This window comes from Promicromonospora iranensis, from assembly GCF_028994805.1.
GTDB lineage: Bacteria > Actinomycetota > Actinomycetes > Actinomycetales > Cellulomonadaceae > Promicromonospora > Promicromonospora iranensis.
In genome coordinates this window covers 12,245-34,634 of the sequence record NZ_JAJQQP010000014.1, presented here as the reverse complement: position 1 = coordinate 34,634, position 22,390 = coordinate 12,245, and the positions used below count along the sequence as shown (strand labels likewise).

The 22,390-nt window shown below is 72.7% G+C and carries 19 protein-coding genes; 10 read left to right on the top strand and 9 right to left on the bottom strand.

Annotation, left to right across the window (positions count from 1 at the left end; translation table 11 throughout):
- Window positions 1-16 precede the first annotated feature (16 nt).
- Window positions 17-700 carry a PAQR family membrane homeostasis protein TrhA gene (trhA, locus tag LUM46_RS21650; protein WP_274997151.1) on the bottom strand — a complete coding sequence of 228 codons (684 nt, stop codon included), beginning with the start codon at window positions 698-700 and terminating at the stop codon, window positions 17-19.
- A gap of 402 nt (window positions 701-1,102) precedes the next feature.
- Here trhA and LUM46_RS21645 point away from each other — a divergent pair, with 402 nt between their 5' ends.
- Window positions 1,103-1,864 (top strand): isoprenyl transferase, encoded by a 762-nt coding sequence (locus LUM46_RS21645; RefSeq protein WP_274996875.1) that lies wholly within the window; start codon window positions 1,103-1,105, stop codon window positions 1,862-1,864.
- A gap of 133 nt (window positions 1,865-1,997) precedes the next feature.
- Entirely contained in the window at window positions 1,998-2,465 is a 468-nt protein-coding gene (locus tag LUM46_RS21640; RefSeq protein WP_274996872.1) for a MarR family winged helix-turn-helix transcriptional regulator, read from the top strand.
- A 7-nt stretch (window positions 2,466-2,472) separates the two neighbouring features.
- Here LUM46_RS21640 and LUM46_RS21635 read toward each other — a convergent pair whose 3' ends face one another.
- Window positions 2,473-3,372 (bottom strand): LysR family transcriptional regulator, encoded by a 900-nt coding sequence (locus LUM46_RS21635; RefSeq protein WP_274996870.1) that lies wholly within the window; start codon window positions 3,370-3,372, stop codon window positions 2,473-2,475.
- Window positions 3,373-3,458: 86 nt separating this feature from the next.
- On the opposite strand from LUM46_RS21635, the gene ald reads away from it, so the two are divergent.
- A complete protein-coding gene (ald, locus tag LUM46_RS21630; protein WP_274996868.1) occupies window positions 3,459-4,577 on the top strand; it encodes an alanine dehydrogenase in 1,119 nt (372 codons plus the stop codon).
- 26 nt (window positions 4,578-4,603) lie between these two features.
- Window positions 4,604-5,755, top strand: a complete 1,152-nt coding sequence (locus LUM46_RS21625) for a glycerate kinase (protein WP_274996866.1) — start codon at window positions 4,604-4,606, stop codon at window positions 5,753-5,755.
- On the opposite strand, the gene LUM46_RS21620 is transcribed toward LUM46_RS21625, so the two are convergent.
- Entirely contained in the window at window positions 5,752-7,083 is a 1,332-nt protein-coding gene (locus LUM46_RS21620) for an MFS transporter (protein WP_274996864.1), read from the bottom strand. The genes LUM46_RS21625 and LUM46_RS21620 overlap by 4 nt on opposite strands.
- Before the next feature lie 72 nt (window positions 7,084-7,155).
- On the opposite strand from LUM46_RS21620, the gene LUM46_RS21615 reads away from it, so the two are divergent.
- The 3 genes from LUM46_RS21615 to hemQ all read left to right on the top strand — a co-directional run bounded on the left by LUM46_RS21615 (window position 7,156) and on the right by hemQ (window position 10,087).
- Entirely contained in the window at window positions 7,156-8,043 is an 888-nt protein-coding gene (locus LUM46_RS21615; RefSeq protein ID WP_274996860.1) for a LysR family transcriptional regulator, read from the top strand.
- Between the two features lie 105 nt (window positions 8,044-8,148).
- Window positions 8,149-9,303 carry a ferrochelatase gene (locus LUM46_RS21610; RefSeq protein WP_274996858.1) on the top strand — a complete coding sequence of 385 codons (1,155 nt, stop codon included), beginning with the start codon at window positions 8,149-8,151 and terminating at the stop codon, window positions 9,301-9,303.
- A gap of 34 nt (window positions 9,304-9,337) precedes the next feature.
- On the top strand, window positions 9,338-10,087 hold the full coding sequence (gene hemQ, locus LUM46_RS21605; RefSeq protein WP_274996856.1) for a hydrogen peroxide-dependent heme synthase: 750 nt from the start codon (window positions 9,338-9,340) through the stop codon (window positions 10,085-10,087).
- 18 nt (window positions 10,088-10,105) lie between these two features.
- Here the strand turns inward: hemQ and LUM46_RS21600 are convergent, their stop codons facing one another.
- The 3 genes from LUM46_RS21600 to LUM46_RS21590 form a co-directional block, all read right to left on the bottom strand.
- The gene (locus tag LUM46_RS21600; RefSeq protein ID WP_274996853.1) at window positions 10,106-10,942 is read right to left on the bottom strand and encodes a putative protein N(5)-glutamine methyltransferase; all 837 of its coding nucleotides are present in this window, start codon (window positions 10,940-10,942) and stop codon (window positions 10,106-10,108) included.
- Window positions 10,943-11,033: 91 nt separating this feature from the next.
- Window positions 11,034-12,341, bottom strand: a complete 1,308-nt coding sequence (locus LUM46_RS21595; RefSeq protein ID WP_274996852.1) for a Glu/Leu/Phe/Val family dehydrogenase — start codon at window positions 12,339-12,341, stop codon at window positions 11,034-11,036.
- Between the two features lie 257 nt (window positions 12,342-12,598).
- Complete coding sequence (locus LUM46_RS21590) at window positions 12,599-13,363, bottom strand: TetR/AcrR family transcriptional regulator (RefSeq protein WP_274996850.1); 765 nt, start codon at window positions 13,361-13,363, stop codon at window positions 12,599-12,601.
- Between the two features lie 90 nt (window positions 13,364-13,453).
- Between LUM46_RS21590 and LUM46_RS21585 the strand changes: the two genes are divergently transcribed.
- Together LUM46_RS21585 and LUM46_RS21580 are read left to right on the top strand one after the other, a co-directional pair.
- Complete coding sequence (locus LUM46_RS21585; RefSeq protein WP_274996848.1) at window positions 13,454-14,419, top strand: ATP-binding cassette domain-containing protein; 966 nt, start codon at window positions 13,454-13,456, stop codon at window positions 14,417-14,419.
- Window positions 14,416-15,207: an ABC transporter permease gene (locus tag LUM46_RS21580; protein WP_274996846.1), complete on the top strand. Its 792-nt coding sequence runs from the start codon at window positions 14,416-14,418 to the stop codon at window positions 15,205-15,207. The genes LUM46_RS21585 and LUM46_RS21580 overlap by 4 nt, the downstream gene beginning before the upstream one ends.
- Here the strand turns inward: LUM46_RS21580 and LUM46_RS21575 are convergent.
- Window positions 15,186-16,013, bottom strand: coding sequence for an AraC family transcriptional regulator (locus tag LUM46_RS21575; RefSeq protein ID WP_274996844.1), 828 nt, complete (start codon window positions 16,011-16,013; stop codon window positions 15,186-15,188). The genes LUM46_RS21580 and LUM46_RS21575 overlap by 22 nt on opposite strands.
- A gap of 97 nt (window positions 16,014-16,110) precedes the next feature.
- Here LUM46_RS21575 and LUM46_RS21570 point away from each other — a divergent pair, with 97 nt between their 5' ends.
- Window positions 16,111-19,692, top strand: a complete 3,582-nt coding sequence (locus LUM46_RS21570) for a proline dehydrogenase family protein (protein ID WP_274996843.1) — start codon at window positions 16,111-16,113, stop codon at window positions 19,690-19,692.
- 81 nt (window positions 19,693-19,773) lie between these two features.
- Here the strand turns inward: LUM46_RS21570 and LUM46_RS21565 are convergent, their stop codons facing one another.
- Complete coding sequence (locus LUM46_RS21565; RefSeq protein ID WP_274996841.1) at window positions 19,774-20,799, bottom strand: LacI family DNA-binding transcriptional regulator; 1,026 nt, start codon at window positions 20,797-20,799, stop codon at window positions 19,774-19,776.
- Window positions 20,796-22,382, bottom strand: coding sequence for a GH1 family beta-glucosidase (locus LUM46_RS21560; protein WP_274996840.1), 1,587 nt, complete (start codon window positions 22,380-22,382; stop codon window positions 20,796-20,798). The genes LUM46_RS21565 and LUM46_RS21560 overlap by 4 nt, the downstream gene beginning before the upstream one ends.
- Window positions 22,383-22,390: the final 8 nt, after the last annotated feature.

Genomic DNA, 22,390 nt, shown 5'->3' with positions numbered 1-22,390 from the left:
CGGTTTCGCCGGGCGGTCAGATCGCGAGGTTGGCCAGGTAGATCGCGACCAGGTGGCAGACGAAGCCGACCACGGTGAGCACGTGGAAGATCTCGTGGAAGCCGAACCAGGCGGGGCTCGGGTCGGGCTTCTTGGTGCCGTAGACGATGGCGCCGACCGTGTAGGCGAGGCCGCCCGCGAGGATGAGCCAGACGATGGCCGGACCGCCGGTGGTCCAGAACTGGCCCATGTACGCGACGGCGACCCAGCCGAGCGCGAGGTAGACCGGCACGTAGACCCAGCGGGGGGCGTGGAGCCAGAAGACCCGGGCCAGCAGTCCGAGGAGCGCGCCGCTCCACACCAGCCAGAGCAGCACCGTCCCCTGGTCGCGGGGCAGGAGCAGGACCGCGAGCGGCGTGTAGGTGCCCGCGATGATGAGGAAGATGTTCGTGTGGTCGAGGCGGCGGAGGACGGCGTCGGCCCGGGGTGACCAGTTGCCGCGGTGGTACACCGCGGAGACGCCGAACAGCAGGCAGGCGCTCAGGCCGAAGACGGACGCGGAGATCTTGCCCGGCACGGTCGGGGCGAGCACGATCAGGACGACGCTCGCCACGAGGGCCAGCGGGAACGTCCCCGCGTGGATCCAGCCGCGCAGGCGGGGCTTGATCTTCTGCTCGACCTTCTCGACGGTGTTCGACACCGAGTCGGAGATGTCCTGCACGACGTCGTCAGCCCGGTCCCGCACGTCGTCGAGCCTGTCGGTGAGCTTGCTCGTGTCCTCGTCCGAGCGGCCGGCCGAGTTGTCGGGCTCGTCCGTGGGTGCTCGCACGCTGCTCTCCTCTTCGTTCGGCAACCGGCGTCCGCAGAGCAGGACGCTACCTACGGTTGCGTAACTTACTCTAGCGTAGGTTGGCTGGCCGCCCCCGTGACAAGGGCCTTGTGAAGATCCTGCGCCGGGTTGGCGGGAGTCGCCCGCCAGGCGTCCCGGAAGGGTCCCCGTGCGCGGGAACGCGCGTGTTCGGGGGGTACCTTTGTCCACGTCCTGCCGGGTGTCGATCCGGCCGCCAGAGCTGCCGTGCGGACCGCGTCTCGCGGTCCACGGCCCGGACCCACTGAGGTATTCGTGCGCCTGCCCAGCCCGCTGTACAGCCTCTACGAGCGCCGCCTCGCGTCCGCCCTGCACGGCGCGACGCTGCCCCGGCACATCGGCGTGATGCTCGACGGCAATCGCCGCTGGGCGCGTTCCTTCGGCGAGACGGCGGCGACCGGACACCGGCGCGGCGCCGACAAGATCACCGAGTTCCTGGGCTGGGCCGAGTCGCTGGGCATCGAGGTCGTCACGCTGTGGATGCTGTCCACGGACAACCTGAGCCGGTCGGCCGGGGAGCTGAGCAATCTCCTCGACATCATCGAGGACGCCGTGTCGGATCTCGCGGAGTCGGGCCGCTGGCGCCTGCGCGTCATCGGCCGGCTCGACCTGCTGCCCGCCCGCCTGGCCGGCGCGCTGCGCTCGGCGGCTGACCGCACGGCGGGCGTGAAGGGCCTCCAGGTCAACGTCGCGATCGGGTACGGCGGCCGCACGGAGATCGCCGACGCCGTCCGCTCCTACCTCACCGAGCGCGCGAAGGACGGGGCCACGCTCGCGGACCTTGCCGAGTCCATAGACGTCGAGCACATCGCGGAGCACCTGTACACGAAGGGGCAGCCGGACCCGGAGCTGGTCATCCGGACCTCGGGGGAGCAGCGCATCGGCGGGTTCCTGATGTGGCAGAGCCAGCACACCGAGTTCTATTTCTGCGAGGCGTACTGGCCCGCGTTCCGGCGCGTCGACTTCCTGCGCGCGCTGCGCGACTTCTCGCTCCGGGAGCGCCGTCTCGGACGGTGAGGACGTGTCGCCCGTGGGGGTCACGACGCCTCTGTCGCCGATATTCGACATGGTGAAATTCGCCACCACCTGCCCAGGTAGGTAAGCGAAAGTTCAGTCAGGTAGCGTGCCGTGGATGACGAGGGGGGCGCTGATGACTGAGCGACGTGCGCCGTCGGCTCGCGAGGCCGCCGAAGCGTGGGAGTCGCTGTTCCGCGCCCAGGTGACGGTGATGCGCCGGCTCCTGGCGGACGACATCTGGGGCGATCTGAGCATGCGGGAGTACGACGTGCTGTTCACTCTCGCTCTTGCTCCGGGGGAGACGCTGCGGCTGCGTGAGCTCAACGAGAACATCCTCATGGCCCAGTCCTCGCTGTCGCGCATGGTGGAGCGGCTCGAGAAGCGCGGCCTGGTGCGCAGGCATCCCTCGCCGGACGACGGGCGGGGTGTGCTGGTGAGCCTCACCGACGAGGGCTCGGCCACCCAGAAGGAGCTCGGTCGCCGCCACGTGCGGTCGATAGCGCACTACGTGGCTCCCGCGATGGACGCGGAGGATCTCGCCCGGCTGCGCGAGCTGACGGAAGCGCTGCGCGCCGCTCAGGCGGACATCGACGACTTCTGACGACGCCTCAGGCCGATCGGGCCTGGTGACGGAGTGCCTCCACGACCACGCGGACCGCCGCCCGGTCCATGGTGGTGCGGCGGGCCACGAGGTGGATGTCCCGGCGGGGTGGGTCGATGAGGTCCAGCGTGCGCACCGCATACCGGTCGTGGACGGCGAGCAGCGGCAGCAGTGTGACCGACAGCCCTGCCTCGACGTGGCTGAGCAGCGTGCCGTGGCTCTCGAACCGGGCAACTGTCCGTGGTGTGAAGCCGGCGCGGCGGCAGAGCCGTTCGGCGAGGTCGGCCAGGTGGGCGCCGGGATGCTCGAACGCCCAGGGCTCGTCCGCGAGAGCGGCCAGGTCGACCCGGCCCGACCGCTCGCCGGTGGGTGTGTCCCGGGCCGTCACGAGCACCACGCGGTCGCCGGTCAGCGGTAGGCGGGTGAGGTCGGCGTCGGGCGGGACCGGCGCGTCCGGGAAGTCGGCGCAGACGGCGACGTCCACCTCGCCGCGCTGCAGCGCAGGGCGGCTGACCAGGGGTTCCGCCTCGGTGAGCTCCACCGTGATGCGCGGGTGCTCCTCGGCGAGGCCGGCGACGGCAGGCACCACGATGCCGTGGAAGGCGCTGGTGAACGCGGCCAGCCGCACCACGCCGGTGGCCTCGGAGTGCAGGCCCGCGATGTCGGCCTCCGCCGCGGCGATCCGGTCGAGGATGTCGGAGGCGTGGCCCGCGAGCGTGACGCCGGCAGGGGTCAGCCGGATGCGCCGTCCGACCCGTTCGAAGAGCTGTGCCTTCGACTCGGTCTCCAGCGTCGCGAGCTGCTGGGACACGCTCGACGGGCTCATGTGGGCCGCGTCGGCGACGGCCCGAACGGTGCCGAGAAGGTGCAGCTGGTGCAGAAGGCGCAGTCGCCAGGGGTTGAGCATTCACCCATTCTTGTGCACAACTGCCGAACATTCTATTCGGCAACGCGGCCTGGACCCGCACACCGCACCGTGATTACCGTCACCTTATGAACGTCGGCGTCCCCACGGAGATCAAGAACAACGAGAGCCGGGTCGCGCTCACGCCCGCCGGCACCCACGAGCTGGTCCGCCGCGGCCACGACGTGCTGGTGCAGGCCGGCGCAGGGCAGGGATCCGGCTTCGACGACGATGCCTACCGGCTCGCCGGTGCGCAGATCGCCGCCACCGCCGAGGAGGTGTGGGGCACCGTCGACCTGCTGGTCAAGGTCAAGGAGCCCATAGAGCCCGAGTACGCACTGATGCGGCCCGACCTGACCCTCTTCACCTACCTCCACCTCGCGGCGTCCAGGGCGTGCACCGACGCGCTGCTCGCGGCCGGCACCACCGCCATCGCATACGAGACCGTCCAGCTGCCCGACCGCTCCCTGCCGCTGCTCAGCCCCATGAGCGAGGTCGCCGGACGGCTGTCCACGCAGGTGGGCGCCTACCACCTGATGCGGCCCCAGGGCGGCGCGGGCGTGCTGATGGGCGGGGTGGCCGGCACGCCCAAGGCCAAGGTCGTCGTCATCGGGGGCGGTGTGGCCGGCGAGCACGCGGCGGCCAACGCGCTCGGCATGGGCGCCGACGTCACCATCCTGGACATCTCCATCCCGCGGCTGCGTCAGCTGGAGGTGCAGTTCGGCGGGGCGCTCGCCACGCGCGCGTCCACGACGTACGAGGTCGCCGAACAGATCGAGACCGCCGACCTGGTCATCGGCTCGGTCCTGATCCCCGGCGCCGCGGCGCCCAAGCTCGTGACCGACGCCATGGTCAAGGCCATGAAGCCCGGTGCCGTGCTCGTCGACATCGCGATCGACCAGGGCGGCTGCTTCGAGCACTCGCACCCCACCACGCACGACGCCCCGACCTTCGCCGTGCACGACACGCTCTACTACTGCGTCGCGAACATGCCCGGCGCCGTCCCCGTGACGGCGACCCGGGCCCTGACGAACGCGACCCTGCCGTACGTCGCGTCGCTCGCGGACAAGGGCTGGCGGGACACACTGCGGGCCGATCCGGCGCTCGCCCACGGCCTCAGCACGCACGCCGGGCACATCACCAGCGCGGGTGTGGCCGAGGCGTTCGGTGCGAACGTGGTTCCAGTGGCCGAAATCCTCTCCGACTGACCGCCTCGACCGCCTACGATCAGCGCGTGGAGCCGCTGCACGTCGTTGTCTGTCCCGACTCGTTCAAGGGCAGCCTGTCCGCTGCCGAGGTCGCGTCCGCGATCGCCGACGGGGTGCTGGACGCCGCCCCGGACGCCGTCGTCATCCGCCTGCCCATGGCCGACGGCGGTGAGGGAACGCTCGACGCGCTGCTCGAGGTCTGGGGCGCCGAGGCGCTGGTCACCGCGACCGTCGACGCGATCGGCAGGCCGGCGCCGGCCCGCTGGGCGGTATCGCCCGACGGGCGCACCGCCGTGGTCGAGCTGGCCGAGGCCAGCGGCCTGCCGGGGGTGTCCGACGCGCCGCTGCAGCCGTTGCACGCGAGCACCCGCGGCACCGGGGACGTCGCGCAAGCTGCGCTCGACGCGGGCGTCGACGAGATCCTGCTCTGCCTGGGCGGCTCCGCCTCCACGGACGGCGGCTCGGGCATCCTGACCGGGCTGGGTGCCCGCCTCCTCGACGCAGAGGGTCGGCAGGTGCCCGACGGCGGGGAAGGGCTGGCCTCCGTCGCCTCCCTCGACCTCTCCGGGCTGCACCCGCGGGCGCGCGAGGTGCGCTGGCGGCTCGCCGTCGACGTCACGAACCCCCTGGTGGGCGAGCACGGTGCGGCGCAGGTGTTCGGGCCGCAGAAGGGCGCACGCGACGGAGCGGTGGAGTTCCTCGACGACGCGCTGCGGCACTGGTCGGAGGTCCTGGAGCGGGAGACGGGCGTCGCGGTCGCCGAGCTCCCGGGCACGGGCGCGGCCGGCGGTGTGCCCGCCGGGCTGATCGCCGTGCTCGGTGCCGAGAACACCCCGGGCGCGGTGCTGGTGGCCGAGGCGGTGGGCCTGCCGGCCGCGCTCGCCTCCGCCGACCTGGTGATCACGGGGGAGGGCTCCTTCGACTCCCAGTCGGTCAACGGCAAGGTGGCCGACGGCGTCGCGCGGCTCGCCGCCGCGTCGCCCGCCCGGCCGCCCGTGGTGGTCGTGGCCGGTCAGGTGCTGCTGCCGGAGGCGCAGGCACGCGCGGCGGGTATCGCCGCCGCGTTCTCGATAGCGCCCGGTCCGGTCGAGCTGGACGACCTGATCGCTCGCACCGCACCGCGACTGCGCGATCTCGCCGCGGCCGTGACGAGCCTGATCGGTGCGGCCCGCCGCTAGCTCGTCCGGCCCTTGCCGGTGGGGCCGGTGACCTCGCTGCCGGTGACCGCGCTGCCGGTGCTCGGACCGGCCGCGCCTGCCGAGGCCCGGACCAGCAGGTCCCGAGCGGGTCGCCGTGCGTCCGCCGCATGCCGGGCGCGCAGCCACAGGACCGCCCCGACCGCCGCGGCGACCTGCACCATCCCGGTGGCGACCAGGACCGGGCCGGCGCCGAACGCGCCGATCACCGCACCACCCACGAGCAGTCCCGCCGAGGCACCGCCGCTGTGCAGCACGGTTTCCGCGGTGAACGCGGTCCGGCGTTCCGCGCCCGTCGTCCGGTCCACGATCAGCGCGTTGAGCGCCGCTATCCCGAACGGCATGGTCGTACCGCCCACCGCGGACACCAGGGCGACCGCGAGGAGGTCGGGTGCGACCAGGGGCAGCGCGAGGTAGGCCAGTCCGAACATCACCCACGACACGATGATCGCGGGAAGGCGTGGCACCCGGTGCACCACGAGCGGCACGACGAACGACATGCCGACCGTCGCGGCGCCGTACCCCGCCATGCCGGCCGCGACCAGCTCGCCGGGCCGGTCGAGCTCGGCGCCGAGCAGGGTGAGGCCCAGCGTGAAGGCGAACCACGTGACGCCTCCGATGCCCGCCAGACCGATGCCGACGGCCAGGTCCGGATGATGGCGCAGCACCGAGCGGATCGAGGGGGCCGGCTCATTTCGTCGGTCGGGTTCCACCGACGGCGTGCGCTCGACCGCCGAGGCTGCCGGCACCGTCAGCATCGCCACGGCGCCCAGCGCGACGGCCGCGGCCTCGCACCACAGCAGCGGCACGGCGCCCCACACGACCAGCAGCCACGCCCCGAGCGGTGGCGCGAAGATCATCGACGACCGGTGCGCAAGGTCCTGCCAGGCGAGGGCCCGTGCGCCGACGTCCGGCCCGTTGCCGGGCAGCTCGGCCAGGTCGGCGGTCAGGGCGCGCTGCGCCGGCGCGAGCATCGCCGACGTCGTGCCGGTGACGAGGCCCGTCGCGCAGAGCACCACCGCACCGACGCCGACCGTGGCCGCCGCCACGGGCACCATGGCGAGCCCGAGCACCTGCACGGCGAGCAGGACCGCCAGTGCGCGGCCAGAGGCCAGCCGCGACCGCAGGCTCCGGCCCCACCACGCGGAGGTGAGCAGCGGCAAGCCCGCGAAGCCGCCGACGAGGCCCGTGGTCCAGGCGTCGCCCGTCTGGTCGAGCGCGACGAGCGGCAGCGCGACCGCGGTGATGCGCTGGCCGGTCCACGTGACGAAGGTCGTGGCGGTCAGGGTGACGAGGTGGGGGTGACGCACAGCGTCATCCTGCGCGGGCCCGAGGCCGGCCGGTAGACGCCTGCCTCGCAGGAGCGGACATAGGCTGGGACTATGAGCTCATACCCCACGGTCGAGGATCTCCGGCTGGTCGACGCCGTCGCGCGCCACGGGTCCCTCGGCGCCGCCGCGCGCGAGCTGCTGGTGAGCCAGCCCTCGGCGAGCCAGCGGCTGGCCGCGCTGGAGCGGCGCGTGGGCGTCACCCTGTTCGACCGGGACACCACCGGTGCGCGCCCGACGGCCGCCGGGCAGGAGTTCCGTGAGCAGGCGGCGCACGTGCTCGACCACCTGGGCGCGATCGTCGATCGCACGCTCGTGGCCGCCCGGTCGCGCACCGTGTCGGTCGGCACCATCCCGAGCCTCGCGGGCACGCTGTTCGCCGTGCTGGACGTGCTGCTCGACGACGTGGTCGTCCAGCCGGAGGTGGAGCACGGCCCGCGGCTGCTGGAGTGGGTCGAGCGGGGGACGCTCGACGCGGCATTCGTGACCATCGCGAAGCAGGTGCCGATCGCCCGAGGCCTCGTGATCACGGAGGTGGGGCAGCACGACCTGGTCACGCTGCTGCCGCACGGCGCCCCGGAGCGCGGGCAGGGTCGTCGGCCGTATACCGGACAGACGGTGGTGTGCTGCGCGCTCGACCTGTCCCGGGACGTCCTGCTGCAGCGGCTGACGGACCTGGGCGCGCACGTCCGGCAAGCGGCCACGGCGGAGTCGGCGGTGCGGACCGCGCGGGAGCGGCGCTGCGCCGTCGTCGTGCCCGACATGGTGGCGCACTGGTACGCGGCGCCGGGCGATCGCATCGTGCCGGCGCCGGTCCGGTCCCGGGTCCGGCTGTCGATGGTGACGCGGAGCCCGGCGCCGTCGGACCTGGTCGACGTCCTGCCCGGGCTGCGGGAGCGGCTGGACCGGGGCAACGTGCACGCCCGGGCACGCGAGGCCTGAGCCGGGGGCGCCCGGGGTGGTTCTGACAGGATGTCGCATCGATGTCACGTCCCGTTCGCCCCGCTCCGGGCGAGCGCGCGTCGCCGACGGTGGAAAGATGGGCGCATGCCCGCGAACTCCCCCCGGCCTGCGGCGCACGACGCCGCGCCGTACGACGCCCTTCTGCTCTACTCCTTCGGTGGCCCGAACAGGCCGGAGGACGTGGTGCCGTTCCTGCGCAACGTCACCGCAGGCAAGGGCATCCCGGACGAGCGGCTCGAAGAGGTGGGCGAGCACTACTACGGGTTCGGCGGCAAGAGCCCCATCAACGAGCAGAACCTCGCGCTGAAGGCGGCGCTCGAGGCCGAGCTCGCCGAGCGCGGCATCGACCTGCCCGTCGTGTGGGGCAACCGCAACTGGGAGCCGTACACCCACGACGCGGTCGACGAGCTGGAGAAGCTGGGCGCGGAGCGCGCGGTCGCGCTGGTGACCAGCGCCTTCTCGTCGTACTCCGGTTGCCGCCAGTACCGCGAGGACCTCGCGGTCACGCTGGAGCAGCGCGGACAGCTCGGCCCTGAGGGGTCCACGGGCGTCCAGTTCGACAAGATCCGCTCCTACTTCAACCACCCGGGCTTCGCGCAGGCCAACATCGACGCCGTCGTCGAGGCCTACGCCGAGCTCGAGGCGGCGGGCGGGTCGGGGGCCGACGCACGGCTGGTGTTCGTGACGCACTCGATCCCGGACACGATGGAGGCGGCGTCACGGATCTCGCGCGCCACGTACTCCGAGCAGCACCTCGACCTCGCTCGGGTCGTCGCCGCGCAGGTCACCGAGCGTCTCGGGCACGACGTGCCCTGGGACCTGGCGTACTGCTCGCGCTCCGGCCCGCCGAGCCAGCCGTGGCTGGAGCCGGACGTCAACGACCACCTGGAGGCCCTCGCGGGCGACGGGCTGCGCAACGTCGTCCTGTCTCCGATCGGGTTCATCTCGGACCACATGGAGGTGGCCTACGACCTCGACACCGAGGCGCTCGCCACTGCGAAGGACCTCGGCATGACGGCGGTACGAGCCGGCACGGTGGGCACGCGCGAGCCGTTCGTCCGTGGTCTCGTGGACCTGCTGCTCGAGCGGGCCGCGCTGGCTCGTGACGAGAAGATCACCGAGGCGACCGTGGGCTCGCTGCCCGCCCTGCGTTCCGTCTGCGCCCCGGGCTGCTGCCTGCGCCGGGACGGCGAGCCGAGCGGCGTCCCGGCGCTGTGCAGCACCGACCTGTACTCCTGAGTCCCGCGGGACGGCCACGAGCGAGAGGCAACACATGAACGACGCACACGTGCACGGCGACACCGGCCACGAGATCGACACCACCGCCATCAACGAGGGCATCCGGTACACGATGTTCTCGGTCTTCTCCGTGACCGAGACGCTCCCGGCGGACGAGGCAGAGCGCAAGGCAGTGGTGGCCGACGCCGAGGCGGCCGTCGGCGGCGGCAGCGACCCGGCCGCGACCGTCGGGGACCTGGTGACCCGTGGCTGGTACGACGTGGGCGGGCTGCGCTCCGACGCCGACCTCCTGCTCTGGACCCACGGGTCCTCGATCGAGGCGGTGCAGGGCGCCTACCAGGCCCTGCGCGCGTCCGAGCTGGGCCGCTCGCTCGAGCCCGTGTGGTCGGTCGCCGCGCTGCACCGCCCGGCCGAGTTCAACCGTGGGCACGTGCCGGCGTTCCTCGCGGGCGAGGCGCCGCGCGACTACATCTGCGTGTACCCGTTCGTGCGCTCCTACGACTGGTACCTGCTGCCCGAGGACGAGCGCCGCGCCATGCTGCGCGACCACGGCATGGCGGCCGCCGGCTACAAGGACGTCCGCGCCAACACGGTCTCCGCGTTCGCGCTCGGTGACTACGAGTGGATCCTCGCGTTCGAGGCCGACGAGCTGCACCGCATCGTCGACCTCATGCGCGACCTGCGTGCGACCGAGGCCCGCCGTCACGTGCGTGAAGAGATCCCGTTCTTCACGGGCCCGCGCACGAGCCTGGAGGCCTGGGCGTCCCGCCAGCCCCTGAGCTAACCCGGGATCGCCAGGTGACTACTTCGGCGGGAGGGTGGCGGCCAGGGCCGTGGCGCCCAGGTCGTCGTCGGACAGGACCGTGGTCGTCAGTCCGGCCGCCTCCAGGTGTCCGACGGCGGCGCTCACCTGACCGTCGCCCGTCTCCACGAGCAGGTGTCCGCCCGGGCGCAGGAGCTTCGGGGCCAGGTCGATCACCCGCCGCAGGATCGCCAGGCCGTCGTCGCCGCCGTCGAGTGCCGCATGCGGCTCGTGCTCCCGGGCCTCGGGCGGCATCAGGCTGATCGCGGACGTCGGCACGTACGGCGCGTTCGCGACGAGGACGTCGATGCGGCCCCACACCTCAGCCGGGAGGGGATCGGCGAGGTCGCCCGCGTAGGTGTGCGCCGTGAGCGCGCCGGCCGGGTGCGCGGCAGCGTTCTCGGCCAGCGTCCTGAGGTTGTCGTGGGCGCAGGCCACAGCCACGGGATCGACGTCGGCGGCGTGGATCTCGACGTCGCGCCCCGTTGCCAGGAGGCGGGCCGCGACCGCCCCGCCGAGCGCGCCGCAGCCGCAGCACAGGTCGACCAGCAGGACGGGCCCGGTCGCAGCCCCGTCGCCGGCCGCGCGCGCGGTCGCCTCCCGGACCAGCAGCTCGGACCGTTGCCGCGGCACGAACACGCCGGGCGATACCCGCCAGCGGCGGCCGTCGAGCTCGGCCCAGCCCACGAGGTGCTCCAGCGGAAGGCCGACGACGCGGGCAACGACCAGCTCTTCGAGGCGGGCGACGTCACCGTCGGCGGCCTCGGTGATGATGCGCGCCTCGTCCTCGGCGAAGACACAGCCGGCGGCGCGCAGCCGCGCTACGAGTTCGTCCACTCCGAGAGCGTAGACGAGCCCGCCCGCCCCACCGCTGGTCGAGCTTGCCGAGACCCCTCCAGGTCCGGGCAAGCTCGACCACCGGACGCCGTCAGGGGTACAGGCCGCGGATCTGGTGGGCCTCGGCGACCCGCTTGACGCCGATCACGAGGGCGGCGTCCCGCAGGGACAGGTGCTCACGCTGAGCCAGGGCCGAGACCTCCGCGTACGCGGTGGTCATGCGGTGCTCCAGCTTGTCCGCGATCTCCGACTCGGTCCACCAGTAGGTCTGGTTCGCCTGGACCCACTCGAAGTAGGAGACGACGACGCCGCCGGCGTTCGCCAGGACGTCCGGGACCACCGTCACGTCGTTCTTCGCGAGCAGCGCGTCGCCGGCCTCGGTCGTGGGGCCGTTGGCGCCCTCGACCACCCAGCGTGCCTTGACGTGGCTGGCCGTGGTCTCGTCGAGCACACCTTCGATCGCGGCCGGGACCAGCACGTCGACGTCGAGCGCGAGCAGCTCGGTGTTGGAGACCCGGTCCGCGTCAGGGAAGTCCATCACGGAACCCGTGCGCCGCACGTGCTCCATGAGCCGGGGCACGTCGAGGCCGTCGTCGGCACGGATACCGCCGTACTGGTCGCTCACCGCGACGACGCGCGCGCCGCGCGCTGCGAAGATCGCCGCCGCGTGCGAGCCCACCTTGCCGAAACCCTGGATGGCGACGGACACATCGCTCAGGCTCATGCCTGCCTCGGCGAGCGCGGCCGACGTGACGTGCACGATGCCCGCGGACGTGGCGGTACCGCGGCCCAGGGAGCCGCCGACCGCGAGGGGCTTGCCGGTCACGACCGCGGGGATCGTGTACCCGCGGTTGACCGAGTAGGTGTCCATGACCCAGGCCATGGTCTGGGCGTCGGTGCCCATGTCCGGGGCCATGATGTCGGTGTCGGGGCCGATCATCGGCATGATCTCCGACGTGTACCGCCGGGTCACGCGCTCGAGCTCGGCCTGCGAGTAGCCGCGGGGGTCGATGGCGACGCCGCCCTTGGCGCCGCCGTACGGCAGGTTGACCACCGCACACTTCCAGGTCATCCACATGGCCAGCGCCCGCACCTCGTCGACGTCGACCGAGGGGTGGTAGCGCAGGCCGCCCTTGCCCGGGCCGAGGCTCACGTTGTGCTGCACGCGGAAACCGTGGAACAGCACGGTCTCTCCGGAGTCGCGGCGAAGCGGCACCGCGACGTGGATCTCACGGCGGGGGGTCGCGAGCATGCGGTGGAGGCCTTCGTCGTAACCGAGGATCTCGGCCGCCGTGGCGAGCTGCGCGTGCGCGGTGGCGAGCGCTGAACCCTCGATGGGCGATCCGGACGGTGCGAAGCTGGGCGGTGCTGCGGGTGTGGACGTCGTTGTCGTCGTCACGTGGGTCCTCCGGGGAGAACGGCGCCGACCGCCTCGAGGGCGAGGGCGCGGGTTGCGCGGCGCGGGGTTTGCGCCTCGGGTATCACCGTATCGCTTCGACGGGCCTCGGTGCTCACCGGCGGGAATCAGTTTGGTGATGATTCGGTGGCCGCAAGGCTTGCCGATCGAAACTCTGCCGTCGAACGGCGGCCAGGCAAGGAAATTTGCGCACGGAAAAGGTTGAGCGGGACCAGGTGCGGTCGCCGCCCGGGCGGCGGTCAGCGTTCGGCGGCCTGCTTGTCCTCGATGTAGGACATCAGGCCGTCGATGATCCGTGCAAGGCCGAACTCCATCTCCCGAGCGGGGTCCGTGGCCGCCTGGTAGGCCTCTCCCGCGGCAGCTCCCACGCGCCCGGCGAGCGGGTACGCCCGCCCGGCCATCACCACGTCGAGCTCGTCGGCGTTCGCCGCCCACCACTCGGCCTGGGTCAGGCCCGACGTGCGCTCGTCCTGCCGGATCCGCTGCTGGGCCTGGACGACGCTGCCCACAAAACCGCTGAGCAGGGCGACCGTCTGGTCCATCTCGATGTCGTCGAGACCCACACCCTCGAGACCGGAGAGCTGCCACTCGTAGCGGTCGGACGCGCCGGGGCCCACCCAGGCCCGCAGCCCCGAGATCTCGAGCAGCCAGGGGTGCTCCTGGAGCTCTTCGTACTGGACGCGCGCGATCAGTGCCATGCGGTCGGGCAGGTCGTCCGGCATCGCCGGTAGCTCCCGACGGCCGAGGGCCCGGTCCACCATCAGCGCGAGGAGCTCGTCCCGGCCGGGCACGTAGGTGTACAGGCTCATGGCGCCGAGCCCGAGGTCGGTGGCGAGCAGTCGCATCGAGAGGCCGGCCAGCCCGTCGCGGTCGGCTATCCGGATCGCCGCGTCGACGACGTCGTCCACGGTCAACCGCTGCTTGCGGCCGCGCCGAGGTCCCTCCGGCTCGCCGGCATCGTGGCGCCACAGGAGTCGGAGGACGGGGTCGGGCTGGTTGGGCATGGCTTCACCGTAACTTTTTGGTACGCCGTACGGAATAGATGCTACCCTGGTCGGGCTTTAGCCGTACGCCGTACGAAAAAGGAGGCCATCGTGCCTGTCCTACCCCTGGTCGCTCACGGACTGCGCAAGCGGTACGGCGACACCCTCGCTCTCGACGAGTTCGACCTCGAGGTCCTACCCGGTTCCGTCCACGCGCTGCTCGGCCCCAACGGGGCCGGTAAGAGCACGGCGGTCAACGTCTTCGCCACCCTCACGCGCTGTGACGAGGGCGAGGTGCACGTCGCAGGCCATGACGTCCGCCGCGAGCCCGCGGCGGTGCGGGCCGCCGTGGGGCTGGTGGGCCAGCACGCAGCACTCGACGAGGTCCTGTTCGGCGGAGAGAACCTCGTGATGTTCGGCCGGCTGTACGGCCTGTCGAAGGCCGCCGCGCGCGAGAGGGCCGACGAGCTGCTCCGCACCTTCGGCCTGTCGGACGCCGCGGACCGCAAGGTGTCCACGTACTCCGGCGGGATGCGGCGCCGGCTGGACATCGCCGCGGGCCTGATCCGCCGTCCGGCGCTGCTGTTCCTCGACGAGCCCACCACCGGGCTCGATCCCCGTGCCCGCAACGAGGTCTGGCAGGCCGTGCGCCGGATCGTGGACGCCGGAACGACCGTTCTGCTGACCACCCAGTACCTCGACGAGGCGGACCAGCTCGCCGACCGGATCACCGTGATGGACGCCGGGCGGGTGGTGGCGGAAGGGACCGCCCAGGAGCTCAAGCGGCGCGTCGGCGGCGACCGTGTGCTCGTCACCGCACCGGCACATGCCGACCTGGACCGGCTGGCGGCGGTGCTCGGCGGCGTCGGGGACCCGGAGCTCCGGCAGGTCACCGTCGAGGCGGGGCCGGGTGGCGGGGCGTCGGCCCTGACGGCCGCCGTCCGAGCCCTGGACGCCGCGGGCGTGGAGGCCGAGGACATCCTGCTGCGCCGTCCGACCCTCGACGAGGTGTTCCTGCACCTCACTGCGGCCCACCCGGCCCCAGTCTCCTCACGACCCGAAGGAGCTCACCGATGAACGCCGTCGCCACCACCCTGCGGCAGAGCTGGGTGATCACGCTGCGCGACCTCAAGCACTGGCAGCGGGAGCCGTGGACACCCATCTTCGGGATCGCCTTCTCCGTGATGCTCGTGCTGATGTTCGGCTTCCTCATGGGCGGAGCGATCGGGCTGCCGGGCGGCGGGGACTACCTGCCGTACCTGCTGCCCGGGATCTTCGCGCTCTCCATGATGTTCGGCATCGAGGCCACGATGAGCGCCGTCGCCAACGACTCGAAGAAGGGCGTCACCGACCGCTTCCGGTCGTTGCCCATCAGCTCCGCCGCCGTGCCGCTCGGACGGGCGGGGGCCGACCTGATGAACTCCGCGGCGGAGCTGGCCGTGCTCATGGTGGGCGGGTTCCTCATCGGGTGGCGGGCCACGGGCAGCCTCGGCGCGACCGTGCTCGCCGTCGTGCTGCTGCTGTGGCTCCGGTTCGCGATGCTGGTGCTCGGGGTGTTCCTCGGGCTCGCGTTCCGTGGTGAGGGCGGTGTGACGGCGGTGCAGGTGCTGGTGTGGCCCGTCGGCTTCCTGTCCAACGTGCTGGTCGCGCCCGAGTCCATGCCCGCGTGGCTCGGGGCGGTGGCGCAGTGGAACCCGATCTCCGCGACGGCGGCCGCGTGCCGCGAGCTGTTCGGCAACCCGACAGGCATCACCGGGGGCGTCCTGGCCGACCACGCGCTCCTTCTCGCCGTGCTGTGGCCGGCGGCGCTGGTCCTGGTGTTCGTGCCGCTGACGGCGCATGCCTACCGGCGGCTGTCCCGCTGACCCACGTCCGCGGCCGGTCGAGGCGGCGCCTCAGGCTCCGCCTTCTGCCGCCTCGACCTGCTGCGGAACGACGACGGCGTCTCGCCGGTCAGTCGCGCGAACGTCCGCGTGAACGACGGCTGGTCGTAGAAGCCCGCGGCCGCCGCGACGTCGGCGAGCGGCACGGTGCTCGTCGTGAGCAGGTGCGCGGCGCGGTCGACCCGCAACCGCAGCACGAGCTGGCGCGGGGAGAGCCCGAAGACCCGGCGTACCCGGCGGTCCAAGGAGGCCGGGCTGCAGCCTGCCAGGGCGGCGAGGTCCGTCACCGAGGGCACCTCGCCGTGCTCGAGCAGGTTCTCGATGTCGCCGCGCAGGCGAGCCATGGCCTGGATCGTCGCGTCGTCGGCGTCCCCGGAGCGCAGGTCCTGCGAGACGGAGACGAGCCCCACGTACGCGCCGTCGTCGTCGTGCAGGGGGAACTTCGAGGTGAGGAACCAGCCGGGCGCCCCACCGACGTGACGGATCAGCTCGAGCTCTCCCCGCAGCGGCTTGTCGGTGGTGCGGACGAGCGTGTCCTGGCTCTCGTAGCGCTCGGCGAGCTCGGGCACGAACAGGTCGGCGGCGCGCCTGCCGATCACGTCCCGGCGCGAGCGCTCCCGCGTACGGCCCACGAAGACTTGGTTCACCAGCACGTACCGCCCGTCGGCGTCCTTGGCGCAGAACATGACACCGGACAGCTCGTCCATGAGGGACACCATGGCGGGGTTCAGCGCTGCCAGCAGGGCCTTCGTCTCAGGCCGAGCGGTGCCGTTCGACGGGTTGCTCATCTCGACCTGATCGTACGCGGCGCCTTGGCGAAAACCGGTGCCCACAGCGAGTGATCCCGCCAATACATGCGAACGCGTTCGGGTGCACCCTGGAAAGATGAAGACCTCCGCCCGGCGCGACAGCGCCACTTCCGCCGCAGTCCCGACCGGGGGCGCAGGCGCACCGGACAGCGCCACGCCGCCGGCTCCGACCGAGTCGTCCGTGCAGCCCGCCGCCGACACCCTGGTCGAGGACGCCGTAGCCCTCGCCAGGACCTGGATCGGCACCGACACCTCCGGCACCCACACCTCCGGCACCGCCGCCGGCACGCCCCCGACCGGGTCCACCACCGGGTCCACCCCCAGGTCCACCAAGACGGACAAGGCCGTCGCCCGCGCCTCGGCCGCCCTCGGCGCCCTGGTGTCCGACCCGGCGGGCCTGGAGCTCGCCGTCGGGTTCGTCGACGACGTCGCCCGCCCGCAGGACACCCACGTCGCCGCGAAGGCCCTGGCCCGGCTCGGCAAGCAGGCCGGCAGCGCCACGTTCCTCAGCCCCGCCGACCGTGCCCTGTTCCGCGCCGGCGCCCTCGCCGCCCCGGTGTTCCCCGGCATCGTCGTCCCCGCCGCCCGAATCCGTCTCCGCCAGCTCGTCGGGCACCTCGTGGCCGACGCCGGCGCCGGGCTCGCCGCCCACCTCGCCCGCACCCGGGCCGAGGGGTACACCCTCAACGTGAACCTGCTCGGCGAGGCGGTCCTCGGGGAGGACGAGGCCACGGCCCGGCTCGCCCGCACCATCGCGCTGGTGGAGCGCCCCGACGTCGACTACGTGTCGGTCAAGGTCTCCAGCGTCGCCGCACAGCTGGTCACGTGGGACCTCGAGGGATCCCGCGACCGCGTCGTCGAACGGCTGCTGCCGCTGTACCGCGCCGCCCGTGACCACGATGTCTTCCTCAACCTCGACATGGAGGAGTACCGCGACCTCGCCCTGACGACCGCGGTGTTCACCGAGATCCTGGGCCGCGACGAGTTCCGCGACCTGGAGGCCGGCATCGTGCTGCAGGCCTACCTCCCGGACGGCCTGGGCGCTCTGGACGGCCTCACCGAGTTCGCGACGCAGCGCGTGGCGAACGGCGGCGCGCGCATCAAGGTGCGCATCGTGAAGGGCGCGAACCTTGCCATGGAGCACGTCGAGGCCGCCCTGCACGACTGGCCGCAGGCGCCGTACCCGACCAAGCCCGACGTCGACGCCAACTACGTCCGCATGCTCGACCACGCGCTGCGCCCCGAGCGTGCGCACGCGGTCCGCATCGGCGCGGCGTCGCACAACCTGTTCCACGTGGCGCTCGCGATCCTGCTCGGCCGCGCGCGCGGTGTCTCCGAGGCGCTCGACATCGAGATGCTGCAGGGCATGGCTCCCACCGAGGCCGCGGCGGTCCGCGACGAGGTCGCCAAGGACCACGGTCGTGTGGTGCTCTACACCCCCGTGGTCCGCGACGAGGACTTCGACGTGGCGATCTCGTACCTCGTGCGCCGCCTGGAGGAGAACGCGACGGAGCAGAACTTCCTGCACGCGGCGTTCGCCCCGGCCACGCCGGACTCGCACAGTGGCGCGCCGATGGACCGGCAGGAGGCCGCGTTCCGGGCCTCGGTCACCCACGGCGTGCACTACTCGCCCGACGACGTCACCCCGCGCCGCCGCCCGCGACCCGCGCCGCAGCCACTGACGGGGCCGTTCCGCAACGCCGCCGACACCGACCCCGCCGTCGCCGCTCACCGGGAGTGGGCGCAGCAGGTCACCAGCACGCACTCCGGGTACGTCCCGGCGCTCGCGGAGCCGCTGGCGACGTCCGCCCAGGTGGACGACGTCGTGGCGCTCGCCCGCCGCGCGGGCGCCGCGTGGTCCAAGGTGTCCGCACCGGACCGGGGCCGGGTGCTCCGCGCGGCGGCCAAGCACCTCGAGGCCGCGCGAACCGATCTCGTCGCGGCCATGGTGCACGAGGCGGGCAAGACCGTCGCGGAGGCGGACCCCGAGGTCAGCGAGGCGGTGGACTTCGCTGCCTACTACGCGCAGGCCGCGGAGGCACTCGACCCGACGTCGGAGGCCTGGCCCGGCGCCCGCTTCACGCCCGACGGCGTCACCCTGGTCACCCCGCCGTGGAACTTCCCCGTCGCCATCCCCATCGGCGGTGTGCTCGCGGGCCTCGCGGCCGGCTCCGCGGTGATCGCGAAGCCCGCGCCGCCCACGCCGCGCTGCCTGGAGCTCGCCGTCGAGGCGGTGCACGCGGCGCTCGACGAGGTGGCCCCGGAGATCGGGCTGGACTCGGCGCTCGCGCGCGACGTCGCCCAGTTCGTCCGCGTGCCCGACGGCGACCTCGGGCGCCAGCTCGTGACGCACGACGACGTGTCGCGCGTGATCCTGACGGGCGCCATCGAGACCGCCGAGATGTTCGCGTCGTGGCGGCCGGAGCTCCCGGTGCTCGCGGAGACCTCGGGCAAGAACGCCCTGGTCGTCACCCCCTCGGCCGACCTCGACCTGGCCGTCGCGGACGTGGTGCGTTCCGCGTTCGGGCATGCGGGGCAGAAGTGCTCGGCGGCGTCGCTCGTGATCCTCGTCGGTTCCGTCGGCGACCCCCGCACGGCGACCGGTGAGCGGTTCCGCCGCCAGCTGGTCGACGCGGTGGCGTCCGTCGCGGTCGGGCCCGCCACGGACCTCGCGACCGTGATGGGGCCGCTCACGGAGCCGGCCCAGGGCAAGCTGCTGCGTGCCCTGACCACGCTGGAGCCCGGTGAGACCTGGCTCGTGCGGCCGCGCCGGATGGACGGCGTGGCGCGGGCGACGGGTCTCGGCCACGGCCGGCTCTGGACCCCTGGTGTGCGCGACGGCGTCCGCCCCGGCTCGTTCTTCCACCTCACCGAGTGCTTCGGCCCGGTGCTGGGCATCATGACCGCCCGCACCCTGGACGAGGCGATCGCGCTGCAGAACGCCGTGTCGTTCGGTCTCACGGGCGGCATCCACTCCCTGGACGACACCGAGGTGGAGCACTGGCTCGACCGGGTCGAGGTCGGCAACGCGTACGTGAACCGGCACATCACCGGTGCCATCGTGCAGCGCCAGTCGTTCGGCGGCTGGAAGGCCTCGTCGGTGGGTCCGGGCGCCAAGGCGGGCGGTCCGAACTACGTCGCGCAGCTCGGCCGCTGGGAGGACGCGCCCGAGGTGCCGTCGCGCACCGCGGACCCGTCGGGCTGGCTCGCCTGGGCCCGGGCCGACGACGACCGCGCCTGGGTCACCGAGCTCGGCTGCGAGCACGACCCGTCGGCGCTCGGCGTCGAGTCGAACGTGTTCCGCTACCGGCCGATCCCCGGCATCACCGTACGGGTGGGCGCCGACGCACCGGACGTCGAGGTGCAGCGCGTGCTGGCAGCGGCCGCGCGGGCTGACGTCGCGGCGACCGTCGTCGGGCAGCAGGAGATGACGGACGAGGCGTTCGCCGAGGCCGTCGCCGACGGCAAGGTGACCGGTCGGATCCGCGTGGTGGGGACGGCGCCGGGCCTGCGTGAGGCCGCGGCGAGCCGTCTCGGCTCGGTGACCGTGCTCGACGGCCCGGTGCTGGCGAGCGGCCGGCGCGAGCTACTCACGATGCTGCGGGAGCAGGCCGTGAGCCGCACCATGCACCGCTACGGCCACCAACGCACCGCCTGACCCACCTCGTTGAGTGCTGGCTATTTGTTGCTCCAGGCCCTCGAGAGCAACAAATAGCCAGCACTCAACAGGTCGAGCTGGTCAGGCCGAGTCGCCTTCGACCAGGCGCGGGGCGAAGATCCGGCGCTCGTCGCGGACCGGGCGGCCCGCGACCAGGTCGACCAGCATGCTGGTGGCCGCGCCGACCATCTGCACCACCGGGTTGTGCACGGTGGTCAGCCGGGGCGACGTCGTCTCGGCGATGCCGAGGTCGTCGAACCCGACGACCGAGACGTCGCCGGGCACGGACCGGCCGCGGTCGGTGAGCACGCGCAGGGTGGCCTCCGCCATGAGGTCGGACGCGGCGAAGATGCCGTCCAGGTCCGGGTGCTGGTCCAGCAGCCGCGCGGCGGCGACAGCTGCCCCGGCTACGGTGAAGTCACCCTCGACGACGGCGTCGTCGGGCAGGCCGGCGTCACGCAGGGCATCGCGCCACCCGATCATCCGGTCCACCCCGGCCGGCATGTCGAGCGGCCCGGTGATGGTGCCGATGCGCCGACGCCCACGGTCGATCATCCGCTGGGTGGCGATGCGCCCGCCCGTGACGTTGTCGACGTCGACGTAGCGCAGGCCGCGCGAGAACAAGGGGTCGGGCTCGAAGAGGCGCCCCACGAAGACGGCGGGCAGCATGGCCGGCCCGAGCTCCGTCTCGAGGTGGTCGCCCCGGTGGTGCGACGCCACGATGACGCCGTCCACATGGCCGCTGCGCAGGTAGCGGCCGACACGCCCGCGCTGCTCGCCCGGACGGGCGAGCAGCAGCACGAGCTGCAGGTCCGTCCCGGCCAGCCCTTCGCTCACGCCCGCGAGGGTGCCGCTGAGGAACGGGTCGGTGAGGATGCGCTGGTCCGGCTCGGGAACCACGAGGGCTATCGAGTCGGTCCGCCGGGTCACGAGCGACCTGGCGGCGCGGTTCGGTGCGTACCCGAGGCGGGCGACGGCGTCGTCCACCGCCGCCTGCGCCTCGGGTGAGACTCGCAGGCCACCGTTGATGGCGCGCGACGCGGTCGACCGGGATACCCCGGCCGCCTGGGCCACGTCGTCCAGGGTGGGTGGGCCTGAGATGGTCACGCCTGGGGAACCGCCTTGTCTCCGCCGTTGTCGTCGTCTCCGTGCGGTGCGGGCGCCACAGCTCGCTCCGGAACGGCATTGGCCCGCGCGACCTGACCGTACCAGCGGCCGGACGCCTTCACCGTGCGTTCCTGCGTCTCGAAGTCGACGCGCACGAGCCCGAAGCGCTTTCCGTAGCCCCACGCCCACTCGTAGTTGTCGAGCAGCGACCAGCCGAAGTACCCGCGCACGTCGGCGCCCTCGTCGATGGCGTCCTTGATGGCCCGCAGGTGCACGTCGATGAACTCGAGCCGGTTCTGGTCGTCCACGAACCCGTCCGGCCCGACGACGTCGTCGTACGCGCTGCCGTTCTCCGTCACGTACATCGCGACGCCGCGCGGACCGGTGTAGTCCTGCTGCAGACGCAGCAGGAGCCGGGTCAGGCCCTCGGGCTGGACCTCCCAGTTCTGGTCGGTGATCGGCAGGCCACGCGGGTGCGTGTACGCGCCGTCGCCACCGGGGAACGGGGACGACGACGGCCGGGTCACCGGGGCGCTGCCGTCCAGCGACCGCTCGGGCGGCGTCGCCGAGACGCCGTTGCCGTGGTAGTAGTTCACACCGAGCGAGTCGATGGGTGTCGAGATGATCTCGAGGTCGCCGTCCTTGATGTGCTGCTCCAGGCCGTACTCGCGCACGTCCTCCAGCACGTCCTCGGGGTAGGCCCCGCGCAGGATCGGGTCGGCGAAGATCCGGGTGAACCCACCGTCGAGCCGGCGTGCGGCGTCGACGTCGGCGGGGTCGTCCGGGTTCATCGGGTCCTCGACCTCGAAGTTGAGCGTGATGCCGAGGTTGGCCTCGGGAGCGCGCTCCCGCAGTGCCTCCACGGCCAGCCCGTGGCCCAGCATCAGGTGGTGCGCGGCGGCCAGGCCGTCCTCGCGGGACTGCCGGCCCGGTGCGTGCTGGCCGCCCGTGTAGCCGAGGAACGCGGCGCACCACGGCTCGTTGAGCGTGGTCCACACGTCGACGCGGTCGCCGATGGCCTCGTGCATGGTCACGGCGTAGTCCCGGAACCGGTACGCGGTGTCGCGGCCCACCCAGCCGTTCGACTCGGCCTCGATGGCCTGCGGCAGGTCCCAGTGGTACAGCGTGAGCCAGGGCAGGATGCCGGCGCCGAGCAGCTCGTCCACGAGCCGGTCGTAGTACGCGAGACCCGCCGGGTTGACCTCACGGCCGCCGGGGACCACGCGGGCCCACGACGTCGAGAACCGGTAGGCCTTGATGCCGAGGTCCTTCATGAGTGCGACGTCGGCCGGGTAGCGGTGGTACTGGTCGCAGGCGACCTCACCGTCCTCCTGGCCGAGCACGGCGCCCGGGACCTTCGCGAACACGTCCCAGACGGAGTCCTCGCGTCCGTCCTCGTGGGCGGCGCCCTCGACCTGGTAGGCGGCGGTGGCCGCGCCCCACAGGAACCCGTCCGGGAAGTCGACGGTGCCGGTGGCGTTGGCCGTCCGCTCCGTGCGGGGCGCGGTCGGCGTGTACGGCAGGGCGATGCCCGGCGCGGGCACGCGGTGCGCCCCCGCGGCGGTCTTGACGTTCAGTGTCATCTCGGAAG